This is a genomic window from bacterium (assembly GCA_040757115.1).
Taxonomy (GTDB): domain Bacteria; phylum UBA9089; class CG2-30-40-21; order CG2-30-40-21; family SBAY01; genus JBFLXS01.
Map to the genome: position 1 here is coordinate 1 of JBFLYA010000067.1, position 18,325 is coordinate 18,325.

Consider the following 18,325-nt stretch of genomic DNA (forward strand, 5'->3'; position numbering starts at 1 on the left):
CATTCTGGGGATTCAAAAGCCATGCTGCCTTCCAACAAACCCAATTCGGAGTTGTTAATATTAACGAACAAACTACTCCTGGCAATACTCCGGATGTTAAGGCCTTCTTTTCAGTTATTAAACCAATTACTAATACTCTCAACTTAACTATCAAGACCTTTTTGGCTGATGCTGCCTATGACGCCTGGTATGTCTATCAATATATTGCCAAAGGTGGTGGTGTTGCCTTTATACCTTTAAATACTCGGGGTCATAAAATCCTTCAACATTCCTTTGGTAAAAACGGTCGTCTTCTTTGCCAGGATAACCGTGAAATGGATAATGGTGGAGCCTGGTTTGATAAACAAAAACAGCATCGACGACAAAAATTTATCTGCCCTCTTATTAATCCTAAAACAGGTAAGAGAAAACCTGGTCAAAAATGCCGCTGCAACCACCCCAACTGGCAAAAGAAAGGCTGTACTCAATACATCAACCTTGACGATGTTGAAAATGCACGCTTTGCCATTGATAGAGAATCTAAACTATTTAAACAAACTTACAAACATAGAACTCTGGCAGAAAGAGGGTTTTCCATTCTTAAAGATTATGCTATTGAAAAACCTATCTCTCGTAATCTAAACTCTATTGCCAACATCTATACCCTTGCTTATGCTCTAATGAATGCCAAAGTAATCCTTCAGGCAAAAGAAAAAACTTCATCTGTGTAAATTTATCTCTCTTTTCACTTACTATCTTCTTTAGTTCGATACTCTAACTGTGTCTCTATTACATTTATTACATAATTAAATACCCCTTTCTACTTCTCTTCTGCTCCATCTATCCATCTTTTATCCATCCTAAGATTTATTCCTTTTTAATACACCTCCCCTTTTGAAACCTAACCTCAATGTTTATAATGTGTTATATATATCTACCTCACCTCCTAAACACCCCCAAAATCTACCCTCTTAATATTATAGTCCCTTGATTTTACAGAGGTTAATAGGTCCGACCCTCATCTCGTAACTATTTAGCCACAGATGGACACAGATGAAACACTGATTTTTTTTGTAACTATTCACCACGAAGAGCACGAAGGTCACGAAGATTGGACAAGACAAATCTTTTTATGCCTTCTTTCAATCTTTCTACATTGAAATTTATCAACAAGCCAACTTTGATATTTGCTAACTTTATTAGATATTTCATCAAATTTCACTTCGTGCTCTCCCTGCCCTTCGTGGTTTAATCTCTTTTAGTCTATCCTCACCATAACCCTTAATTCTTCTATCTTCATCTCTCTCCATGCAAAATAAATGGTGCCCAGTAGAAGGGGTTAGGGTATTTTTTCTTTATCTCATTGCGGGCGAGTCTTAATGCCTCTCCTCGGGTCTTACCCTGTTTCAGGTGTTGATAAAATAACTCCATATACTCTCCAGTCTCTTTTGATGCTACCTCCCAGAGGCTTACGAGAACACTCCTTGCTCCTGCGTGTTGAAATGCCCTGGCAAAGTTCACTACTCCCTCACCTTCCATTACCTTTCCTCTGCCAGTGAGACAGGCTGAGAGAACCACTATGTCCGCATCCAGGCTTAGCCCTAATACCTCGGTTAAGGTCAGAAATCCATCATCTTCTCCCTTGTTTTCAACTTGTCCAAGGAGTAAGAAGGGTTCTTTTATGCCCTGCACCTTACCTGGTAAATCAGCATGGGTGGCAAAGTGGAGATAACGATAGTTTTTGAGTGTAGCCTTACGCAGGTTTGTCTCATTGGCATAGATATTTAATAAAACATCAGGGGGTTCTGATTTTACACCAAAAAGTCCTGCAATTGCTCTGACCTCGTCCTCTGTCTCAGGAAGTGGAATGAAAAACATCCCTTTGCCTTCTTTATCATCCTTACTTGTTTTTCCCCACTCTCGTCTTGTCGCAAGTCCTCGATAGGCATATTGGGCCAGATTCTGGGTCAGCAAGGTAGGTTGTGGTTGCCCTTTTTTATAAGCGATGTAACGAGGGTCATTCTTATCATAAATGGGATTCCCAAGGGCAAATAAGATTTTAGAAGCCTGAGATGGTTTGAGCATACGGTTTAAGGCAAGGATTGATGCTGATTGGCAATATGTTGTCTTATACTTATCACCTACATAAAGGCTATCTCGATAATCCTTTCCTGTGCTTATTACCAGTGCCTCAAAGGGAAGTAGTCCTAATATGCCATCAGGGATGATAATAATCTCTTTATCGGGTGATATGCCTTTTAATGCATCTTCTAAGAGAAGACAATAGAGGCTTTGACCAAGGAAGGGAGAAAAATCTTCTTGGGTATATGGGCTTTGCAAGGGCAAGACAAACTCCTCAACCAATGCCTCTATCCCTTCTTTATCTTTGGGAATCTTTATCAGTCTCTCTACCTTTCCTTTACTCACCACAAAGAGATATGTGGCATCATCGCATATAGCATACTCCAGAAGAATCTCATTCTCCTTTAGAGGTAATTCCTCAACCGGAATAGGTTTTGGGTAATTTAGGCTGGCATAGCGTGGGTATTCCCTTCTCATATTTGAGATAAGCACATCAAGTTCCTTCTTTAAAGTTTCCTTCCTCTTTACCCATTCCTTAAACACATCCTCACCCTTTGTATACATCTGTGTCCATTGCTCTTCTATGGCAGAGAGTCTATTCAGGATGTCTTCCTCTTTGTTTTTTATCTCAGGAGGTAGTTCTGACTTAAAGTATCCTCTAACTGATTCGGCGATTGCCTCAAGCAAAACCCTTGCCCTGGTTGATTCAGCAAAGTAAAAGCTCGTGGATAAGAGGTCTTTGCCATAAGGCTTAAACCTTTCATCTATTGTTTCTCCCGTGATTACCCTTTCTGAGAGGGTAGAGATAAGCCCTTTATATGACCTGATTCTTCCACCATAATAACCTGCCCCAAAGAATCCTGCTTTCTCTCCTTTGATTCTCGCTCTCATTTCCTCAGAGATGGATACTGCCTGAAGGAATTCAGCTGATGCCTCCTTGAATTTACCCATCCCTTTTAATCCCAGACCATTCTGGGTATAAACCTGGATACGATATGGGTCAGCAGTATTCCATTTTGGTGCCATTTCCTTAAGGAGGTTTAATGCCTCATTATGCCTTCCGGTAGCAATATAAAGCTCAACAAAACCAGATCTTCCTTTTGCCTCACTGAAATACTTTTCAGCCTCTTTATATCTTTTTTGAGATAGGTAAATATCACCAATATTATTCAGGCTTATGGCGATATCCTGAGGAATATTGAGTTCTTTTCTTATCTTCAATGCCTCCTCAAAGTAGCTTAATGCCTTCTCATACTGACCAAGGAAGTAGTAAACATAACCGATATTATTCAGGCTTGTGGCGATATCCTGAGGGATATTGAGTTCTCTATATATCTTCAATGCCTCCTCATAGTAGTTCAATGCCTTTTCATACTGACCAAGGGAGGAGTAAACAGCACCGATATTATTCAGGCTTGTGGCGATATACTGAGGGATATTGAGTTGTCTTCTTATCTTCAATGCCTCTTCATAGTAGTTCAATGCCTTTTCATACTGACCAAGGGAGTCGTAAACAAGACCGATATCATTCAGGCTTATGGCTATATACTGAGGGATATTGAGTTGTCTTACTATCTTCAATGCCTCCTCATAGTAGTTCAATGCCTTATCATACTGACCAAGGTGGTGGTAAACAAGACCGATATTATTCAGGCTTATGGCTATATACTGAGGGATATTGAGTTCTCTATATATCTTCAATGCCTCCTCCAAGTAGTTTAATGCCTTTTCATACTGACCAAGGGAGCAATAAACAAAACCGATATTATTCAGGCTTGTGGCGATAGATTCTGGTGATAGATTGTTTTCTCTTTTTATCTTCAGTGCCTCCTCATAGTAGTTCAATGCCTTCTCATACTGACCAAGGGAGTTGTATACATAACCGATATCATTGAGATTTGCCGTAATAACCCGAAGATGATTTAAATCACGACAAATTTTTAATGACCTTTCATAATACGCCAGTGCTTCCTGATACCTTCCATATTTCTTTGCTTCCTTTCCCTGATTGTAAAGTCTTAGTGCTTTGTAAAGTCTTAGTGCTTCATCTACTGACTGTGAAAAGGTATTTCCCCAACACCCTATTACAAACAAAGCAATGAATAAAATGAATAAAGTAATTATTTTTCTCTTCATTTTTTTATAACCTCCTTATAAAAGTAGCCATTTCCAGAGTGGAAAAGTTTCCACCTGTGCGGTTAGATTAACCTTCCTCACATCTTTTAAAACCACGAACGACCCACAAGTGGGTACCCCGGAAGGGGATGAAGAATTATAAACCAAATCGTAACTATTCAGCCACAGATGGACACGGATGAAACACGGAAAAATCGGTGAGGCGTGTTCGGTATCCGTGTCTGTAATCAGGCTGAAGGCTGAAGGGCTTTTCTTCTTCTAACTTCCACCTTCCTTAATCCCCCGCCAGCGGGGGACATCTATCTCTACCCTCTGCTTTCTCGCCCCTTGCATCTTGTCTTCTACTATCTGCTATTTATCCGTGTTAATCTGTGGCTGAATAATTACATTTTCTTCGTGGTCTTCGTGCCCTTCGTGGTTTATCTTAATCGCATTAGTGACCATCCTATTGGTTAAATATAGCAAGATTATAACCATTATAATGGTTATTTGTCAAGTTAAATCGCAACCACCAGTAGCTATTTTCATTTTTTTTCACTCATCTATGCTTAAATTGATACATTCCGAATACCAGACCTGGTAATTTATCTGTTACCTGGTCATTATGAATTAAGTGCGAAACGAGTTTTTCTGTCAAATCTCTTTTGTAAGTCAGTTCTCTTTCTGCATTCAGTCTGGCAGTTAATTCTTCCAGTCCCTCCTGTCTCCACCTTGAAGCTACCAGGTATATCTTCTCTGTCCCGGGTATATCGTCTAAGGAAAACCAATTAGCGTCATTGGGAATTCGTAGTGGTCCTGGTGGTATAGGATTAGGTGTTGGGATATCTTTACCTGGAAAGAGTTGTTTTAAGACTCCAGAGCTATTTAATTGAAAGATATAGAGATAACAATAGTCAGATGCATAAGTTGTCAGGTAATAAGGGTCATTGCTGGTTAGGATTAGGGTATCAGATGGAGTTTTAGCGGTAACAAATCTCTTTTGAGCAGGCAGGTAATGGAATTTGGAGTCAACCTTAAGTTCATCCATTAACAGGGAGTAGAGATTCTTTAGTGAGGCATCCTCGGGATTTGTCTTAAGCCTTTGGTTAAGTTTTGTTATGGCTGTATCGTAGTCTCCAGATACAATCATTTTATATATTTGTTCAGTGGAAACAGATGTGGTTTTCAGCCATTGTTTATTGACTGGTTTTGGTAATTTAAGGCTGGCTTTCTTAAGCCAATATCCTCCAGAGACTATGAGCAAAACAGCGATTGCTATTGGCAAGACGACTTTCATCATCAGCCTTTTTATTTTATCCCAGAATATCATTTGCTGTAATGGAGTTCCAAACATAATAGTATCTCCTGATTGTAACTGTTCACCGCAGAGACACAGAGACGCAGAGAAGAAAATTAAAATTTATGGACGATACGCTTAATCCCATCCTTGATTTTCATCAGTGCAAGCTTTTGAGAACAGATTAATGTAACACTTTTAGCCATCTGAAGTGGAATCATGGTAATCAGTTATCGGTAATCGGTTATCGGTGACCGATTACCTGATTACCGACCACCGATTACCCGATTACCTTATGGTCACCATGTCCTATGTATTACCATGATGTCCTCAATAATCTTTTCTGTTATCTGATTTATTTCCATATCTTCTCTGTTCCTCTGCGTCTCTGCGGTGAATTACTATCTGTATCTCCTGATTGTAACTGTTCACCGCAGAGACACAGAGACGCAGAGAAGAAAATTAAAATTTATGGACGATACGCTTAATCCCATCCTTGATTTTCATCAGTGCAAGCTTTTGAGAACAGATTAATGTAACACTTTTAGCCATCTGAAGTGGAATCATGGTAATCAGTTATCGGTAATCGGTTATCGGTGACCGATTACCTGATTACCGACCACCGATTACCCGATTACCTTATGGTCACCATGTCCTATGTATTACCATGATGTCCTCAATAATCTTTTCTGTTATCTGATTTATTTCCATATCTTCTCTGTTCCTCTGCGTCTCTGCGGTGAATTACTATCGGAACGGTTACAAAAATAGTTTCTTAAATGCATCTTCTGTTTCAGCTCGTTGATAAAAGTGGTCGTCAGTAATTTTCAGTTCTGCTGAGCTAAAGATATCTACCCAGGTATTGACAATGTTTTTAAATTCCTTTCTTCCTGAGGCATTAACATAAAGACAATAAACCTCTGTATCTATGGGAAACCTTAAATCATCGGCATCCTGAAGTCTTGGTGGCCAGGGATACTGAATCATATCAGAAAAGATGATGATTGTATTACGATAATTACCTTCTTCTCTGTTTAAGAAGTGGGCGGTATGATATAAGGCACCTAAGATATCCGTTCCTTTATAAACCTCCTGGCGCCTGGTTAATTCTTGCACAGCTTTACTTATCCTTGTCTTTTCTTGTATTGCCTGCAAGGTAGCTTCATTAAAGGTCTTTAGGGGAATCCTTACATCATCAATATCAAAGCCATGCTCATCAATCCCAATCACGCAGAACTTATCACCAGGCTGAATCTGGTTTACTATCCGTCTAACCCAGGGGACGACCTCTGGCCAAAACATAGTGATTTGCCCTTGTGAGCTGTGCAAGGCAAAAGAATCTGTCTCATCTACTAAGACAATCACAAATCGGGGTTTTTCTGGTTGTTCCAATCCACCACATCCTGCTAATAACAGAAGAGGAATGCAGATACCTAATGTTGTTTTAACTATGGGCAGAAAACGATGGATTTGTGAAAAAGTCTTCATTGGTGACTACCTCCTTTTTTTACCTTTTGCCCCAGTTCCATGGTAATAATAAAGATAGATATTTGAGATTGTATTTCCATAGTAAACCTTTAAGTGTCTTCCTATGGTGGTTTACAGTCTCCTTTACCTTCCTGGTCCTATCTTCAACCGCCTTATATGGAGCCGTTGCTATCGCTGGGGTATATTGGTTAAATTTTTCTCTTAGTTCCTTCAGAGTTTTACTGAGATTTTCCAGGTCAGTTTCTATCCCTAGAAGTTTATTAGACCGGACATTATTAGTGATTCTGTGGGATGTATCCAGGATATTTTCTGCACTTTCTTTTATCTTTCTATCCGAAGCCTTTGTCTCTTCTAATAAGCTCTCCAAATCCCTTCTTTGGTGATGAGGGATAACTGAAGACGGTGTTTGGACTCCGAGCAATATATTACTTATCTCCTGAGCGATGTTCTTTAAATCAATATGTAAGGGTGAAGAATCTAACTTCAGCAAATCCGTTTCAGCATCTACAAGTTTAGGTCCAAAGTCATTTTTAAATCTATTTACTGTATCTTCCCATGTTTTTAGGGAAACAAACTGCACAACCTCTGGCAAAAATCGCTCAATCTCTTTATTCTGGTCATCTATCTCTTTATTAGCTTTTTTCACCGTCTTTTTTACCTGCTTCAATGAGCGCCAGTCATTAGCTTCTTCTATTCCCTTATCTATGTTATCTATCCTTGCGTCCCATTGTTTTATCTTGTTTTCAAATTGTCCTATTTTCTGTATCGGTTCATCAAAACTCTGAATTTTTTTCCCTAATATTTCGTTAGATGTTATCTCCGTCTTTAGTTCGTTAGTATCTTTCTTCAATTTTTCAACCTTCTTTTCTAACTCATTAGTCTCATTCTTTAAGTCGGTTACCGCCTGGGGCACTTTCTCCCTCTGATGAATAATAACAGGTTTAGGAGATACACATACCCACCAAACGCCTATACCCCAGACTGAAACCATTAATCCGCCAAACCAATACAGACCAACTTTGACCATTGGCTCTATGAATTGTCCGAAACCAAATGTGCCAGCAAGAATCTCACCGATAGGGACAAAGAGACCAATAATCCCTGCTAACCATGGGCCATATTTAGATATTATTATATCCACCTGTGTAGGTGAGATTGGTATTTCGCCAGCATTCAATAGATATGCCCGCCAAATAGCAAGCCCTGCTTCACAAACAATTGATAAGGCAATCAGGATGAAGAGACAAATCTTTGCAAGTTTGGTCCAGAAGGTTTCGGCTCTGATAGCTTTAAATATTACCCCAAAGACTGTCTGAGTAATTGCCCAGAGAAAGCCCATTATTAAAGGGAAGACAGAGTAAGTTCCTACCCAGGGGAGGGGAATTCGTCTTCCACCACCAGGAAAGACCATTTCTAAAACCTGTGCCAATATAAGCACATTCAAGGCAATAAGAAATGGCCAGAGTAAGGCACAGAGAAATCCTACAACCGAGGCACCTTGTGGTAAATGGTGGAATAACTCGCCTGCTTTTCTCCACCAGCGGCTTCGATTGTCACATCCCCATTGACAACTATCCCGATTAAAGGGGAAGTACTTATTAAATAACCAGAAAAACCGTTGAATCAAACCGAGCACGATAATTACTATAAAGGGTAGCGAAACCCAGATTTTAAAATCAGAAATCTCCATCGTCTTTTAACCTCCTATTTTAGTTATCGCATCAAATTATATTTTTTCTCACCTCAATCTATGTGTTGGAATCTAAATTCTTTATAAAAATCTACCATCTTTTGAATGGTTTCCTTTCTTTTTTCCACAGGTAATACCTTTAACTTCTCTGAAAACAAATTGTTAGATGAGCGACTGGAGGCAAGAAAATAAAGCTTTTCTTCTCCTGTTTTCTCATCCAGATAATAGCAGGTATCCTCTGATGGAATCCAGTAAGATACACCTTCCTTAAGTGGATTTGTTTCCCTACTATATTTAACATTAGGGAATAAAATATCGAACTTACCCGAAGAGTCAATCTGGTATATATAGAGATAACATTTAGTATCAGGTTTAATCTTAAACTGATAGTTATCTTTAGAGCTAAGAGAGAGATTTGAATTACTGTCTTCTTCTATAAGGTTTAGATATTGATGTTGTGGATTGTAATAATGGAATTCCATTTCCTGAAAACTAAAGGGTTTTTTACTCACATTGTTTCCTAATACCCGATATCCAATTATAGCTAAAGCCATTATAGCCATCAAGATTAGCAGATATTTTCTGCCTGGCTTTTTATCAGGAGAACCATCGGGGATTCCCTTCAAAAGTGATTCTATTGCCTCCTTTACTGTAGATACAGGTATAGCCTCTATCTGGCTTGTCATTATCCTTTCTCTTAGATTGCTATCTATCTCTGCATCATTTTCCTTAGGATAGAATATCTTATCACCCTTCTTTAAGATGCCAAGAGTAGATTGGAGTTTTTCGTTTATTCCGTTTACCCTTTTTACTACGGCGTCGGCAGTTGAGTCTGAAATTACCCCTGTGGCAGAGATGGAGAATGGTAAAGGGTTGCCTTTCTTTCGACAAATTTCTTCCGCAAACTTAAGTGAGAATGCTAACCCTGCACTTTCGCCAAATGCCTTAGAAGGAGCTAAATCCTTAAATTCGTATGAAACAGCTTGTTTTTTGTTCTCTATCAATATTCTTCTATCTCTGAGGATATGATAAACCGAGATAGTCCCCTTCTTAGCTGAAGCTTCTATTTGTAAGTTATCTTGATTAATCACAAAAACCTCTATTGGTTTATCTGAAAAATAAGACCCCATTAACAACTCACTTATTGTGTTATCCTCAAATAGAGCAAATACACCCATTTATTATACCTCAATCTTTAGGTTTGACGAAGAGCTTTTTAAGGTCAATATCTCTTATCTTTTTAACCTTCTGCGCTACCCTTCCTGAAACAATTTTCCCTTCAAGGAAGACCTCTCCTTTATCATTTGTAACTATTATACTTCTTCCCTCAATCTGGTTCTGATAAGGTTCGCTAACCTCCACAGTAATGAGTCCGTTTTCTGGCTCATCGATATTCTCTCTGAGTGCCAATCTATATTTCTTTCCTTCTGTATAAATGCTCATCATTCCCTGGAACTCTGTCGATGCCATTTTGGGCAAGGCTATGTCCCAGACTATAGCCTCTCTTTCTTGTTGCTTCCATTGTCCCCATAAAGTTAAAGCTTCATTTAAGGTTACCTCTCTTTTCATTTTACCACCTCCGTTGGATAATTAGATAATATGTTCGGAACACGAATCTAAAGGACATCTATCATTGACCACCCTTTCTTCTCCATACACTTCTTCAATATCTGCTTAGCTTTTTTTTCTTTCCTCTGAGTAGTAGGTATAGACATACCTAATGTTTCAGCTACCTCTTTTAGTGTTTTCCCTTCTACATATCTTTGTTCGATTATTTTCTTCTCTATTAAAGGGAGTTGTTCAATACATGAATTTAAAGCTCTGACAATTTCTTTCTCTTCTAATTTCTGACCAGGGCGTTTATTTCCAGTAGGGATTATATCTGAAATCTCAACCTCCTCTCCGTTCTTTGTAAAAATGGGAGTATCAAGTGATATGAAGACCAAATGCCAGGATTCTATTTCCTTTACTTCTTTTTCAGAAATACATAGTTTTTCAGCCATCTCTTTTCTAGTCGGCTCCCTACCAAGTGCTTGAGCAAACTCTTCCTTTATTCGTTTATATTCACTCAGTTTTTTTCTCTTTTCTGGAGGAAGATAATCCGACTTTCTCAAAAAATCTCTGATAGCTCCGTTAACACGATAGAAAGCATAGGTAGTAAATTTAGCACCTTTTTCAGGATTAAATGCCCTCGCTGCTTCTACCAAACCTAAGAGGGCTTCCTGAATAAGGTCATCTCTCTCCACTTTTACTCCACAGTTAACTAATTTTGGATATACCGCATTAACTTTGGAGATTGCCCAGTGATAGTACTTTTCTATTTTTATCTCTTCCATAATTTTATTATCGTTTAGATTTTAATTTTTTCTCACACAAAATCTGCTCTTAATCATTATACTAAAAAATCTCATTCTTGGCAACATTAAAGTTTGTTTTTCAGAAATTCTCGGTGAAAAATTAGATAGAGACTCATTATTCTTTATTTTCCTCTCAAAATATTTACGAAAAATATTTTTCTCTATCTCTCCTCAACATAGGTGAATTCAGTCTCTAAAAATTCACCGAGAATTGCTGCATAAAAGGAAAAAAACTTGACCAGCCATCTAAATTATGCTATAATACTTATCGCAATTATTAAATTACATTAACTCACTTCCAAAAATTCTAAAGTGGTTGTTAATGATAACAAGAGGTTATGAAAAAGAAATCGTTAATCTTTATCAGTATATTTATTCTAATTTTAGTTCTTGGGGCTATTATCCTTCCGTTTATTACTATTTCCTCACCTCAACTAACCAAATTTATTTCAAACCAGTTAGAGAAAAATTTAGCACGAAAGGTCGAAATAGGCAGATTGAAAATTGGTATTTTGACCGGCATTGAATTACACGATGTAGTTGTCTTTAACAAATCAGGATTTAAGAGTAAAGCGTTGATAGAAAACAAGAGACTTATTTTGAAATATAGGTTTTTCCCTTTGCTAAAAAGACAATTAATAGTTACTAATCTTTTATTTATTGAACCAACGATTTTTATCGAGCGAAATAAATCTAATAGATGGAATTTTACAGATTTGTTGAAAAAGAATACTTATAAAAGAGAGAAAGAAGCGGGTAACTTTTCTTTTCAAATAGATAAGATAAGGGTAAAAAAAGGAAGCATATATTTTTTAGATGAGGGAATTTCACCAAAATTGAAAACATCTATTGAAAAGATTGATATTCAAATAGATGGATTAAATAAAAGAGACGGGATAATTGGATTTAGAGTAAGAGCCGGGGAAATTGGTGGGAGGAGAATTAATCTTAAACTCGGAGGCGGGGTTGAGGTTGACCTGGATTCAGGAGTAATAGAAATAGTTACAGCGACATTTACATTAGCCGATTTAAAAGCCGAACTCGAAGGAGGACTAAAAGATGAATTAATCAACATAACCCTGAAAACTAATGAGTTCTCTATAGCTAATATAATTAGATTAATTCCATTTCCTGACATTGAAAAACTAAAACTCGCTGGTAAAAGTAAAATAAATGTATCTTTAAATAGCAGGCTAAATGAAAATTTACAGGTTTTAGGTCGGGTGATATTAAAAAATGGTAAAGTAGAATATGAGGGGGTAAGGAACGGTATTAAAGATATTAACTTAGACCTGCAATTTACTGAAGACGATATGAACTTACTATCCCTGACCGGCCAATTCGGTGAGTCTAATTTTAATATGCAGGGAGAACTCCAAAATTTCAAAAATCCTAAGATAAATTTTATGGTTCGCTCACAACAACTTATTTTAGATGAAATAATAGAGGGTTATGGTGAATTTATTGAAGCATTCCCAAATCTGAAATTTGACCAACAATATAAATTAGATGTGAAAGGGGAAATTAATGTAGATGAATGGTCTTTTAAGAAAATTATAGGTAAGGAATTTTATACTGATTTTAAATGGGTTAGGAATATCCTGATGATTAAGGCATTAAAAAGTAAGGTTTCTGATGGAGTGGTAGAGGCTTCTGGAACGATAGATTTAGGTAGTAAATTGCCAGGATATTCTGTCTTTGCTAATGCAAAACAAATCGAAATTGCCAACATCATATCAAGTTTTTCTGAGACAAATAACAGGTTTGTTTGTGGTAAGTTGAGTTCAGAGATAAATATTAAAGGAGCGGGATTTAAACTAAATGAATTAAAAGAAAATTTAGAAGGTTCTGGAAGTGTAGAATTAAAAGATGCAAAGATAAAAGGATTAAAGATATTAGATAGATTAGCGGCTTTCCTTACTTTAGGCGTGATTCGTAACCTGACTCAATGTCATATATTAACGACATTTAAGATAGAAGATGGAATAATATCAAGTGATGACTTTGAATTGAGAAGTCATTTAATTAAACTGTTAGGCAGTGGTAAAATATCCCTTGACTTAGATATGGACTTTAATATGACCGCGACATTCCCCGGACGATTAGGAAAACAAATCTCTAAATTAGGAAAAATAATTCCATTCCTGGGTGATAAAAAAGACAGGATGGGTGTTCGGTTTAGAATTAAAGGTAATTTTAAAGAGCCTGAATTTGCCAGGACAGAAGAAATAAAACAAAAGATTGAATTAGAAACTAAAGAAGAAAAGGAAAAAATTAAGGAAAAAATACAGCAACAGGTTGAAAAAGAAAAGGAAGAGATTAAAGAAATAATAGAAGAAAAACAGGAAAAGATTAAAGAAAAAGCAAAGGAAGAGGTTAACAAATTGTTCAAAAAATTATTTTAGAGGTAAAAATGATGAAGATTGCTTTAGATGCAACCTATGCCGGACAATCATCTTCACAAAAAGGTGGGATTTATCAATATATCTTTCATCTTGTTCAAGCATTGAGTGAAGTGGATAAAGAAAATAAGTATTTATTGTTTTTTAGCTTTTTTAGAAATAAGCATCGTCAGACAACTGATGAATTCTACTCTTTGTTTAAAAAAGCAGGTTACGGCAGGAAAGATTGTCGGATTCCTTCTCTTATCTGGAAAAGACTCCAATTCCCAATCGAACTATTTACAGGCAAAATTGACCTTTTCCATGGGCTTTTTGATTATGTTCCGAGAATGCTTTCTGGAAAGTCTATTGTCACTATTCATGACTTAGCCTATTTACGCAGACCTGAGTTTTTAGGAAGTAAAAGGGTGAAGTGGAAATATAAAGAAACACCTTTAGCCGTCAGGCGAGCAGATGCTATCATTACTGTTTCTAATTTTAGTAAAAATGACCTTATTAAATTACTTGGTATTCCTGAAGAGAAAATTTGGGTAACACCACATGGCGTCTCCCCTGATTTTACTCCGATACAAGACAAAGAAATATTAGAGAGAATTAAAATAAAATATAGAATTAAGGAAAATTATATTTTGTTTGTCGGGGTACTTCAGCCAAATAAAAATATTGTTAAGTTATTAGAAGCATTTTCCTTATTAAAAAATTCTTGCAAATTAGAACATCAATTGGTTATTGCCGGTGAAAAAGGATGGCTTTATGAGGATATTTTTAAGAAATACAATGAATTAAAGTTAGGAGATACGGTTATTTTTACAGGATATGTTCCTGATGGTGACCTTCCTGCGTTATATAGTGGCGCAGACCTTTTTATTCTGCCATCCCAATTAGAAGGTTTTGGCATACCTGTTTTAGAGGCAATGGCTTGTGGGACACCAGTAGTTACCTCCAATACTTGTGCTTTGCCTGAAACAGCCGGGGATGCGGCTATTTTAGTTAAACCCGATTCTGTCCATGAAATTGCCGGGGGAATATATCAGGTGCTGTCTGATAATAATTTACAAGCAAGTTTGCGACAAAAAGGATTTGCTCACGCTAAGAAATTTACCTGGGAAAATACGGCAAAAATGACGCTGGAGGTTTATAGAAAGGGGATTCTATGAAAATAGCTATTATTGGCACAAGAGGAATACCTGCTCGCTATGGTGGGTTCGAAACCTGCGTTCAGGAATTGAGTATGCGATTGGTGGAGAAAGGACACGAGGTAATAGTCTATTGTCGAAATAGCAACTCACCAGACCGACCTAAAGAATTTAAAGGGGTAAAACTCATTCACCTCCCTTCGGTTAGAACCAAAATAGCCGATACCTTTTCACATACCTTTTTTTCTATGATTCATGTTTTGTTTGGGCGGATTGATGTTATCCTTGTTTTTAATGCGGCTAATAGCCCGTTATGCCTCATTCCAAAGTTATTTGGAAAGAAGATAGCCATCAATGTTGATGGACTTGAATGGAAAAGAAGGAAATGGGGCAAGACAGCTCAAACCTATTATCAATTTGCCGAATATCTGGCGACAAAGATATGTCACCAGATTATAGCAGATTCAAAGGCTATCCAGCAATATTACCTGAAACGGTATAACACAACCTCTACCTTCATTCCCTATGGGGCGGACATTGAAACTTCTTCAAATCCCAACATTCTTAAGGAGTATAATTTAGACAGGGATAATTACTTTTTTGTGGTCACCCGATTGGAGCCAGAAAATAACCCGGATTTAACCATTCAAGCCTTTGAGCAGGTAAAAACAGATAAAAAACTGGTTATAGTTGGTGGGACAGGTTATAAAAGTCGGTTTGTTCAAGAACTAAGAAAGACAAAAGACAAAAGAATAATCTTTATGCCGCCTGTGTATGAAAAAGACCACATCAAAGAATTATTCTGTAATTGCTATGCCTATGTTCATGGGAATGAAGTTGGTGGGACAAACCCTGCTTTATTAAGTGCTTTAGGTTATGGGAATTGTGTTTTGGCTTTAAATGTGCCCTTTAATGAAGAGGTAGTGGGTGAAGCCGCTATTTTATATGATAGGTCAACCGAGGATTTAAGCCCAAAAATGCAATATCTTGTCGATAACCCTGATGTCGTCGCCGACTATAGAAAGAGAGCAGTAAATAGAATAAAGAAGGCAGAATATACCTGGGAGAGAGTAACTGATGGTTATGAAGAACTTCTCGTAAGCCTTACAGAGTCTTAGGTTTCACGCAAAGGACGCAAATGTAATTTTTTCCCTTATTTCCCTTTGCGTTCTTTGCGTGCTTTGCGTGAAACTTCCTTTCTCCCTGTGAGGTTGAAAATTTTACTTTGTCATCTTCACCAGGTCATTCCGTTTAAATCCAGTGCCAGTGGTAATTATTGCTACAGAATATTTTTCCTTTACTTCTATGACTTCAATCGTCCCCATTTTTTGTCCTTCTTCTCTACCAAGAGATAAACCGGTAACCGGGTCAATTAATTCTTCTCCTATGGTCCAAACCTCCATTTTATCTCCAGTTTTAATCCCAACATCTATTCCACCATTGATAATGAGCCTTTCATCTTTTACCGTAACAATTCTTCCTTCCCATGGTTTAGCCTTTAATTGTCCCTCAATAAAACCTACCATATCTTCAATTGCTTGACGGGTAGCTTTACCTAAGGGGGTTTTATGAAAATCAACTCCACCAATGGTTACATCACCTACCTTTACTCCACCGGCAACTATAACCGTATTTGCCTTTTGTTCAGTTCGATGTGATTCAATAATTTCACCCGTCGAGGCATCAAACATCCTGATATCAACGGCTACCTGGGCGGTGATTACGCCACCGCCACCAAGTGTAATACCCTTAACAAAGACTCCAACGCCTTTGATTGATTCAAACTGTGTAAATTCTGTAACTGCACCCTTAATTAAAATTTGAGCTCCAAGTATTTCACCAAATTTAGCCGCAGTTTCTGGTTTGATTCTATCCGCTTTTCCTAAATCCTGTTCTTTTAGCATATCTTGAAATGCCTTATTGTCCCGTTCCAGGACAATAGATTTACCCGTGTTATGGAGTGCGGTAATGAGCATCTCTGACATCCCACTTCCAATTTTGGCTTCTACTCCAGGTGCTTTAACCTCAAAATCAAGCACCGCAACTCGTTTCTTCGGACCAAAATAAGATGTTGTTGAAGTCTCCTCATTACCTTTGGAACTCTTTTCCTTCTTTGCTCCTTCTATCATTTTAAAAGAGAGGATGATACTCAAGGAAACCATCACTCCAACATTAGCCCATTTTAAAAAAATTTTATTCATCGTAATTTTTCCTCCTGTTACTGAATTATTTGTGTTCCAATTCCCTCATCTGTAAATAATTCTAAAAGAATCGAATGAGGGATTCGACCATCAATTATGTGTGCTTTATCAACCTTTTTTGAAGTGATTGTCTTTTTACAGGCATTAATCTTCGGGAGCATTCCTTCAGCAATACACCCATCCTTTATCAATCCCTCAATTTCTTCCAGTTTTAAAGTTGAGATAAGGGAACTGGCATCTTTTATATCCTTAAAAATACCTTTGATATCCGTCAGGATAATTAATTTTTGAGCAGATAAGGTAATAGCTATTTCTGCGGCGGCTATATCAGCATTGATATTATATCGTTTTCCATCTTTTCCTATGCCAATAGGAGCAATAACCGGTATAAATCCATTTTCATCAAGGGTTTGGATTATTTTTGAGTTAATATTAGTTACCTGTCCAGTTAAACTTCCATTTGTCGTTTGCATTGCCTCAATCAAATCGCCATCCACACCAGTCAATCCAATTGCTGGAGAGCCATGATGATTAATCAAGGAGACAATTTCTGCATTTATTCGTCCACCTAAAACCATCTCAACAATTTCCATTGTCTCTGAATCAGTATGTCGAAGTCCGTTGATAAATTCTATTTTCTTACCCATTTTTTTCATCACCTGGTCTATTTGTGGACCTCCGCCATGGACAATAACTGGTTTAATACCAATATATCTTAATAAAACTATATCCTGGGCAAAACTATGTTTTAATTTTTCATCAACCATAGATTTTCCCCCATATTTGATGACGATTATCTTCCCAGAAAATGCCTTGATGTAAGGTAATGCTTCGACTAAAACATTAGCCCGAGTAATTAATGAATTCATTTTCAATCTCCTCTCACTATTTTATGTTACACTATTTAGTCTCGAAAGTCAACTGAAATTTTTCGACCTGTGAAATAGGTTTTAAAGGAAAATGGAAAAACCTCCGATAATATATATATCCAGTAAAAACAAAGACTGGCTATGTAAAAAAGAGGGGGTTAGGTAAAATGAGAAACAAAATGAAGATTTTGGTATCGATCGAGGATGAATTTGGCAATGAAGAGATACAGCCTGTAACAATTGAGGCAGATGTACCTGATTACAAGGAATTTGAGAATTTCAGGCAAGGCTTTGATGTGTATGAAAGAGCAGTTTTGAGAGCTCAAAAAGAAGCTACAGAAGAGGCTACAGAGAGATGTGTGCTTTGAAGTATGGGATACCCGAGTGGTTGGGAAAACCACCTATGCAAGCCTAATCCTTGTATAGAAGTTTGTAATTATGTAGATAAAGGAACAATCTGTATCTACAGAAAGATAGGGTATCATCGTGAGGTGATATGATGGAGTGACGAATTACAAATGACCTACTGGGGTGTATGACTATGGCGTATTAACTCGTGCCAACTGCCCTTTCTCAGCGAAACACTGGCAATGTCCTTGTCGGAGATGAATAAATAGGTTAGGTTAAAGCATCTCTGGGTAATGCGTTTGAACATACATCACGGAAGGAAAATGGGTAATCCATATGACCAAAGGAGGACTCACATCTT

The 18,325-nt window shown here is 37.4% G+C and carries 15 protein-coding genes and 1 pseudogene; 5 read left to right on the forward strand and 11 right to left on the reverse strand.

Annotated features, from left to right (window positions below; genetic code table 11):
* The coding region (locus tag AB1422_07815) for a transposase (protein ID MEW6619227.1) at nt 1–710 on the forward strand (710 nt) is incomplete at its 5' end.
* Between the two features lie 346 nt (nt 711–1,056).
* Here the strand turns inward: AB1422_07815 and AB1422_07820 are convergent.
* The 9 genes and pseudogenes from AB1422_07820 to AB1422_07860 form a co-directional block, all read right to left on the reverse strand.
* Nucleotides 1,057–1,194, reverse strand: a pseudogene (locus tag AB1422_07820) (GxxExxY protein).
* Nucleotides 1,195–1,275: 81 nt separating this feature from the next.
* Entirely contained in the window at nt 1,276–4,197 is a 2,922-nt protein-coding gene (locus AB1422_07825) for a tetratricopeptide repeat protein (GenBank protein ID MEW6619228.1), read from the reverse strand.
* Between the two features lie 351 nt (nt 4,198–4,548).
* On the reverse strand, nt 4,549–4,674 hold the full coding sequence (locus AB1422_07830) for a hypothetical protein (GenBank protein ID MEW6619229.1): 126 nt from the start codon (nt 4,672–4,674) through the stop codon (nt 4,549–4,551).
* Nucleotides 4,675–4,735: 61 nt separating this feature from the next.
* Entirely contained in the window at nt 4,736–5,530 is a 795-nt protein-coding gene (locus AB1422_07835) for a DUF4384 domain-containing protein (GenBank protein MEW6619230.1), read from the reverse strand.
* Nucleotides 5,531–6,232: 702 nt separating this feature from the next.
* Nucleotides 6,233–6,961, reverse strand: a complete 729-nt coding sequence (locus tag AB1422_07840; GenBank protein ID MEW6619231.1) for a hypothetical protein — start codon at nt 6,959–6,961, stop codon at nt 6,233–6,235.
* Between the two features lie 19 nt (nt 6,962–6,980).
* Nucleotides 6,981–8,651, reverse strand: coding sequence for a hypothetical protein (locus tag AB1422_07845; protein MEW6619232.1), 1,671 nt, complete (start codon nt 8,649–8,651; stop codon nt 6,981–6,983).
* 53 nt (nt 8,652–8,704) lie between these two features.
* Nucleotides 8,705–9,829, reverse strand: a complete 1,125-nt coding sequence (locus AB1422_07850; protein MEW6619233.1) for a DUF4384 domain-containing protein — start codon at nt 9,827–9,829, stop codon at nt 8,705–8,707.
* A 10-nt stretch (nt 9,830–9,839) separates the two neighbouring features.
* Entirely contained in the window at nt 9,840–10,220 is a 381-nt protein-coding gene (locus AB1422_07855) for a hypothetical protein (protein MEW6619234.1), read from the reverse strand.
* A 47-nt stretch (nt 10,221–10,267) separates the two neighbouring features.
* Nucleotides 10,268–10,987, reverse strand: a complete 720-nt coding sequence (locus AB1422_07860) for a sigma-70 family RNA polymerase sigma factor (GenBank protein ID MEW6619235.1) — start codon at nt 10,985–10,987, stop codon at nt 10,268–10,270.
* A gap of 359 nt (nt 10,988–11,346) precedes the next feature.
* Here AB1422_07860 and AB1422_07865 point away from each other — a divergent pair, with 359 nt between their 5' ends.
* Genes AB1422_07865 through AB1422_07875 form a run of 3 tightly spaced genes read left to right on the forward strand, consistent with a single transcriptional unit; the run spans nt 11,347 to nt 15,664 of the window.
* Nucleotides 11,347–13,413: an AsmA family protein gene (locus tag AB1422_07865; protein MEW6619236.1), complete on the forward strand. Its 2,067-nt coding sequence runs from the start codon at nt 11,347–11,349 to the stop codon at nt 13,411–13,413.
* Nucleotides 13,414–13,421: 8 nt separating this feature from the next.
* The gene (locus tag AB1422_07870) at nt 13,422–14,567 is read left to right on the forward strand and encodes a glycosyltransferase family 1 protein (protein ID MEW6619237.1); all 1,146 of its coding nucleotides are present in this window, start codon (nt 13,422–13,424) and stop codon (nt 14,565–14,567) included.
* Nucleotides 14,564–15,664, forward strand: coding sequence for a DUF1972 domain-containing protein (locus AB1422_07875; protein MEW6619238.1), 1,101 nt, complete (start codon nt 14,564–14,566; stop codon nt 15,662–15,664). Before AB1422_07870 ends, AB1422_07875 begins: the two co-directional genes overlap by 4 nt.
* A 102-nt stretch (nt 15,665–15,766) precedes the next feature.
* On the opposite strand, the gene AB1422_07880 is transcribed toward AB1422_07875, so the two are convergent.
* Together AB1422_07880 and argB are read right to left on the reverse strand one after the other, a co-directional pair.
* Nucleotides 15,767–16,747: a CsgG/HfaB family protein gene (locus AB1422_07880; GenBank protein ID MEW6619239.1), complete on the reverse strand. Its 981-nt coding sequence runs from the start codon at nt 16,745–16,747 to the stop codon at nt 15,767–15,769.
* Nucleotides 16,748–16,764: 17 nt separating this feature from the next.
* On the reverse strand, nt 16,765–17,616 hold the full coding sequence (gene argB / locus AB1422_07885; protein ID MEW6619240.1) for an acetylglutamate kinase: 852 nt from the start codon (nt 17,614–17,616) through the stop codon (nt 16,765–16,767).
* A 167-nt stretch (nt 17,617–17,783) separates the two neighbouring features.
* On the opposite strand from argB, the gene AB1422_07890 reads away from it, so the two are divergent.
* Nucleotides 17,784–17,984, forward strand: coding sequence for a hypothetical protein (locus AB1422_07890; protein MEW6619241.1), 201 nt, complete (start codon nt 17,784–17,786; stop codon nt 17,982–17,984).
* Nucleotides 17,985–18,325: the final 341 nt, after the last annotated feature.

Bases quoted from the DNA above. Each gene is read 5' to 3' on its own strand.
- AB1422_07875 (MEW6619238.1), top strand. From the start codon at position 14,564: ATGAAAATAGCTATTATTGGCACAAGAGGAATACCTGCTCGCTATGGT.
- AB1422_07845 (MEW6619232.1), bottom strand. From the start codon at position 8,651: ATGGAGATTTCTGATTTTAAAATCTGGGTTTCGCTACCCTTTATAGTA.
- AB1422_07860 (MEW6619235.1), bottom strand. From the start codon at position 10,987: ATGGAAGAGATAAAAATAGAAAAGTACTATCACTGGGCAATCTCCAAA.
- AB1422_07855 (MEW6619234.1), bottom strand. From the start codon at position 10,220: ATGAAAAGAGAGGTAACCTTAAATGAAGCTTTAACTTTATGGGGACAA.
- AB1422_07890 (MEW6619241.1), top strand. From the start codon at position 17,784: ATGAGAAACAAAATGAAGATTTTGGTATCGATCGAGGATGAATTTGGC.
- argB (MEW6619240.1), bottom strand. From the start codon at position 17,616: ATGAATTCATTAATTACTCGGGCTAATGTTTTAGTCGAAGCATTACCT.
- AB1422_07835 (MEW6619230.1), bottom strand. From the start codon at position 5,530: ATGTTTGGAACTCCATTACAGCAAATGATATTCTGGGATAAAATAAAA.
- AB1422_07840 (MEW6619231.1), bottom strand. From the start codon at position 6,961: ATGAAGACTTTTTCACAAATCCATCGTTTTCTGCCCATAGTTAAAACA.
- AB1422_07830 (MEW6619229.1), bottom strand. From the start codon at position 4,674: ATGGTTATAATCTTGCTATATTTAACCAATAGGATGGTCACTAATGCG.
- AB1422_07865 (MEW6619236.1), top strand. From the start codon at position 11,347: ATGAAAAAGAAATCGTTAATCTTTATCAGTATATTTATTCTAATTTTA.
- AB1422_07880 (MEW6619239.1), bottom strand. From the start codon at position 16,747: ATGAATAAAATTTTTTTAAAATGGGCTAATGTTGGAGTGATGGTTTCC.
- AB1422_07825 (MEW6619228.1), bottom strand. From the start codon at position 4,197: ATGAAGAGAAAAATAATTACTTTATTCATTTTATTCATTGCTTTGTTT.
- AB1422_07850 (MEW6619233.1), bottom strand. From the start codon at position 9,829: ATGGGTGTATTTGCTCTATTTGAGGATAACACAATAAGTGAGTTGTTA.
- AB1422_07870 (MEW6619237.1), top strand. From the start codon at position 13,422: ATGATGAAGATTGCTTTAGATGCAACCTATGCCGGACAATCATCTTCA.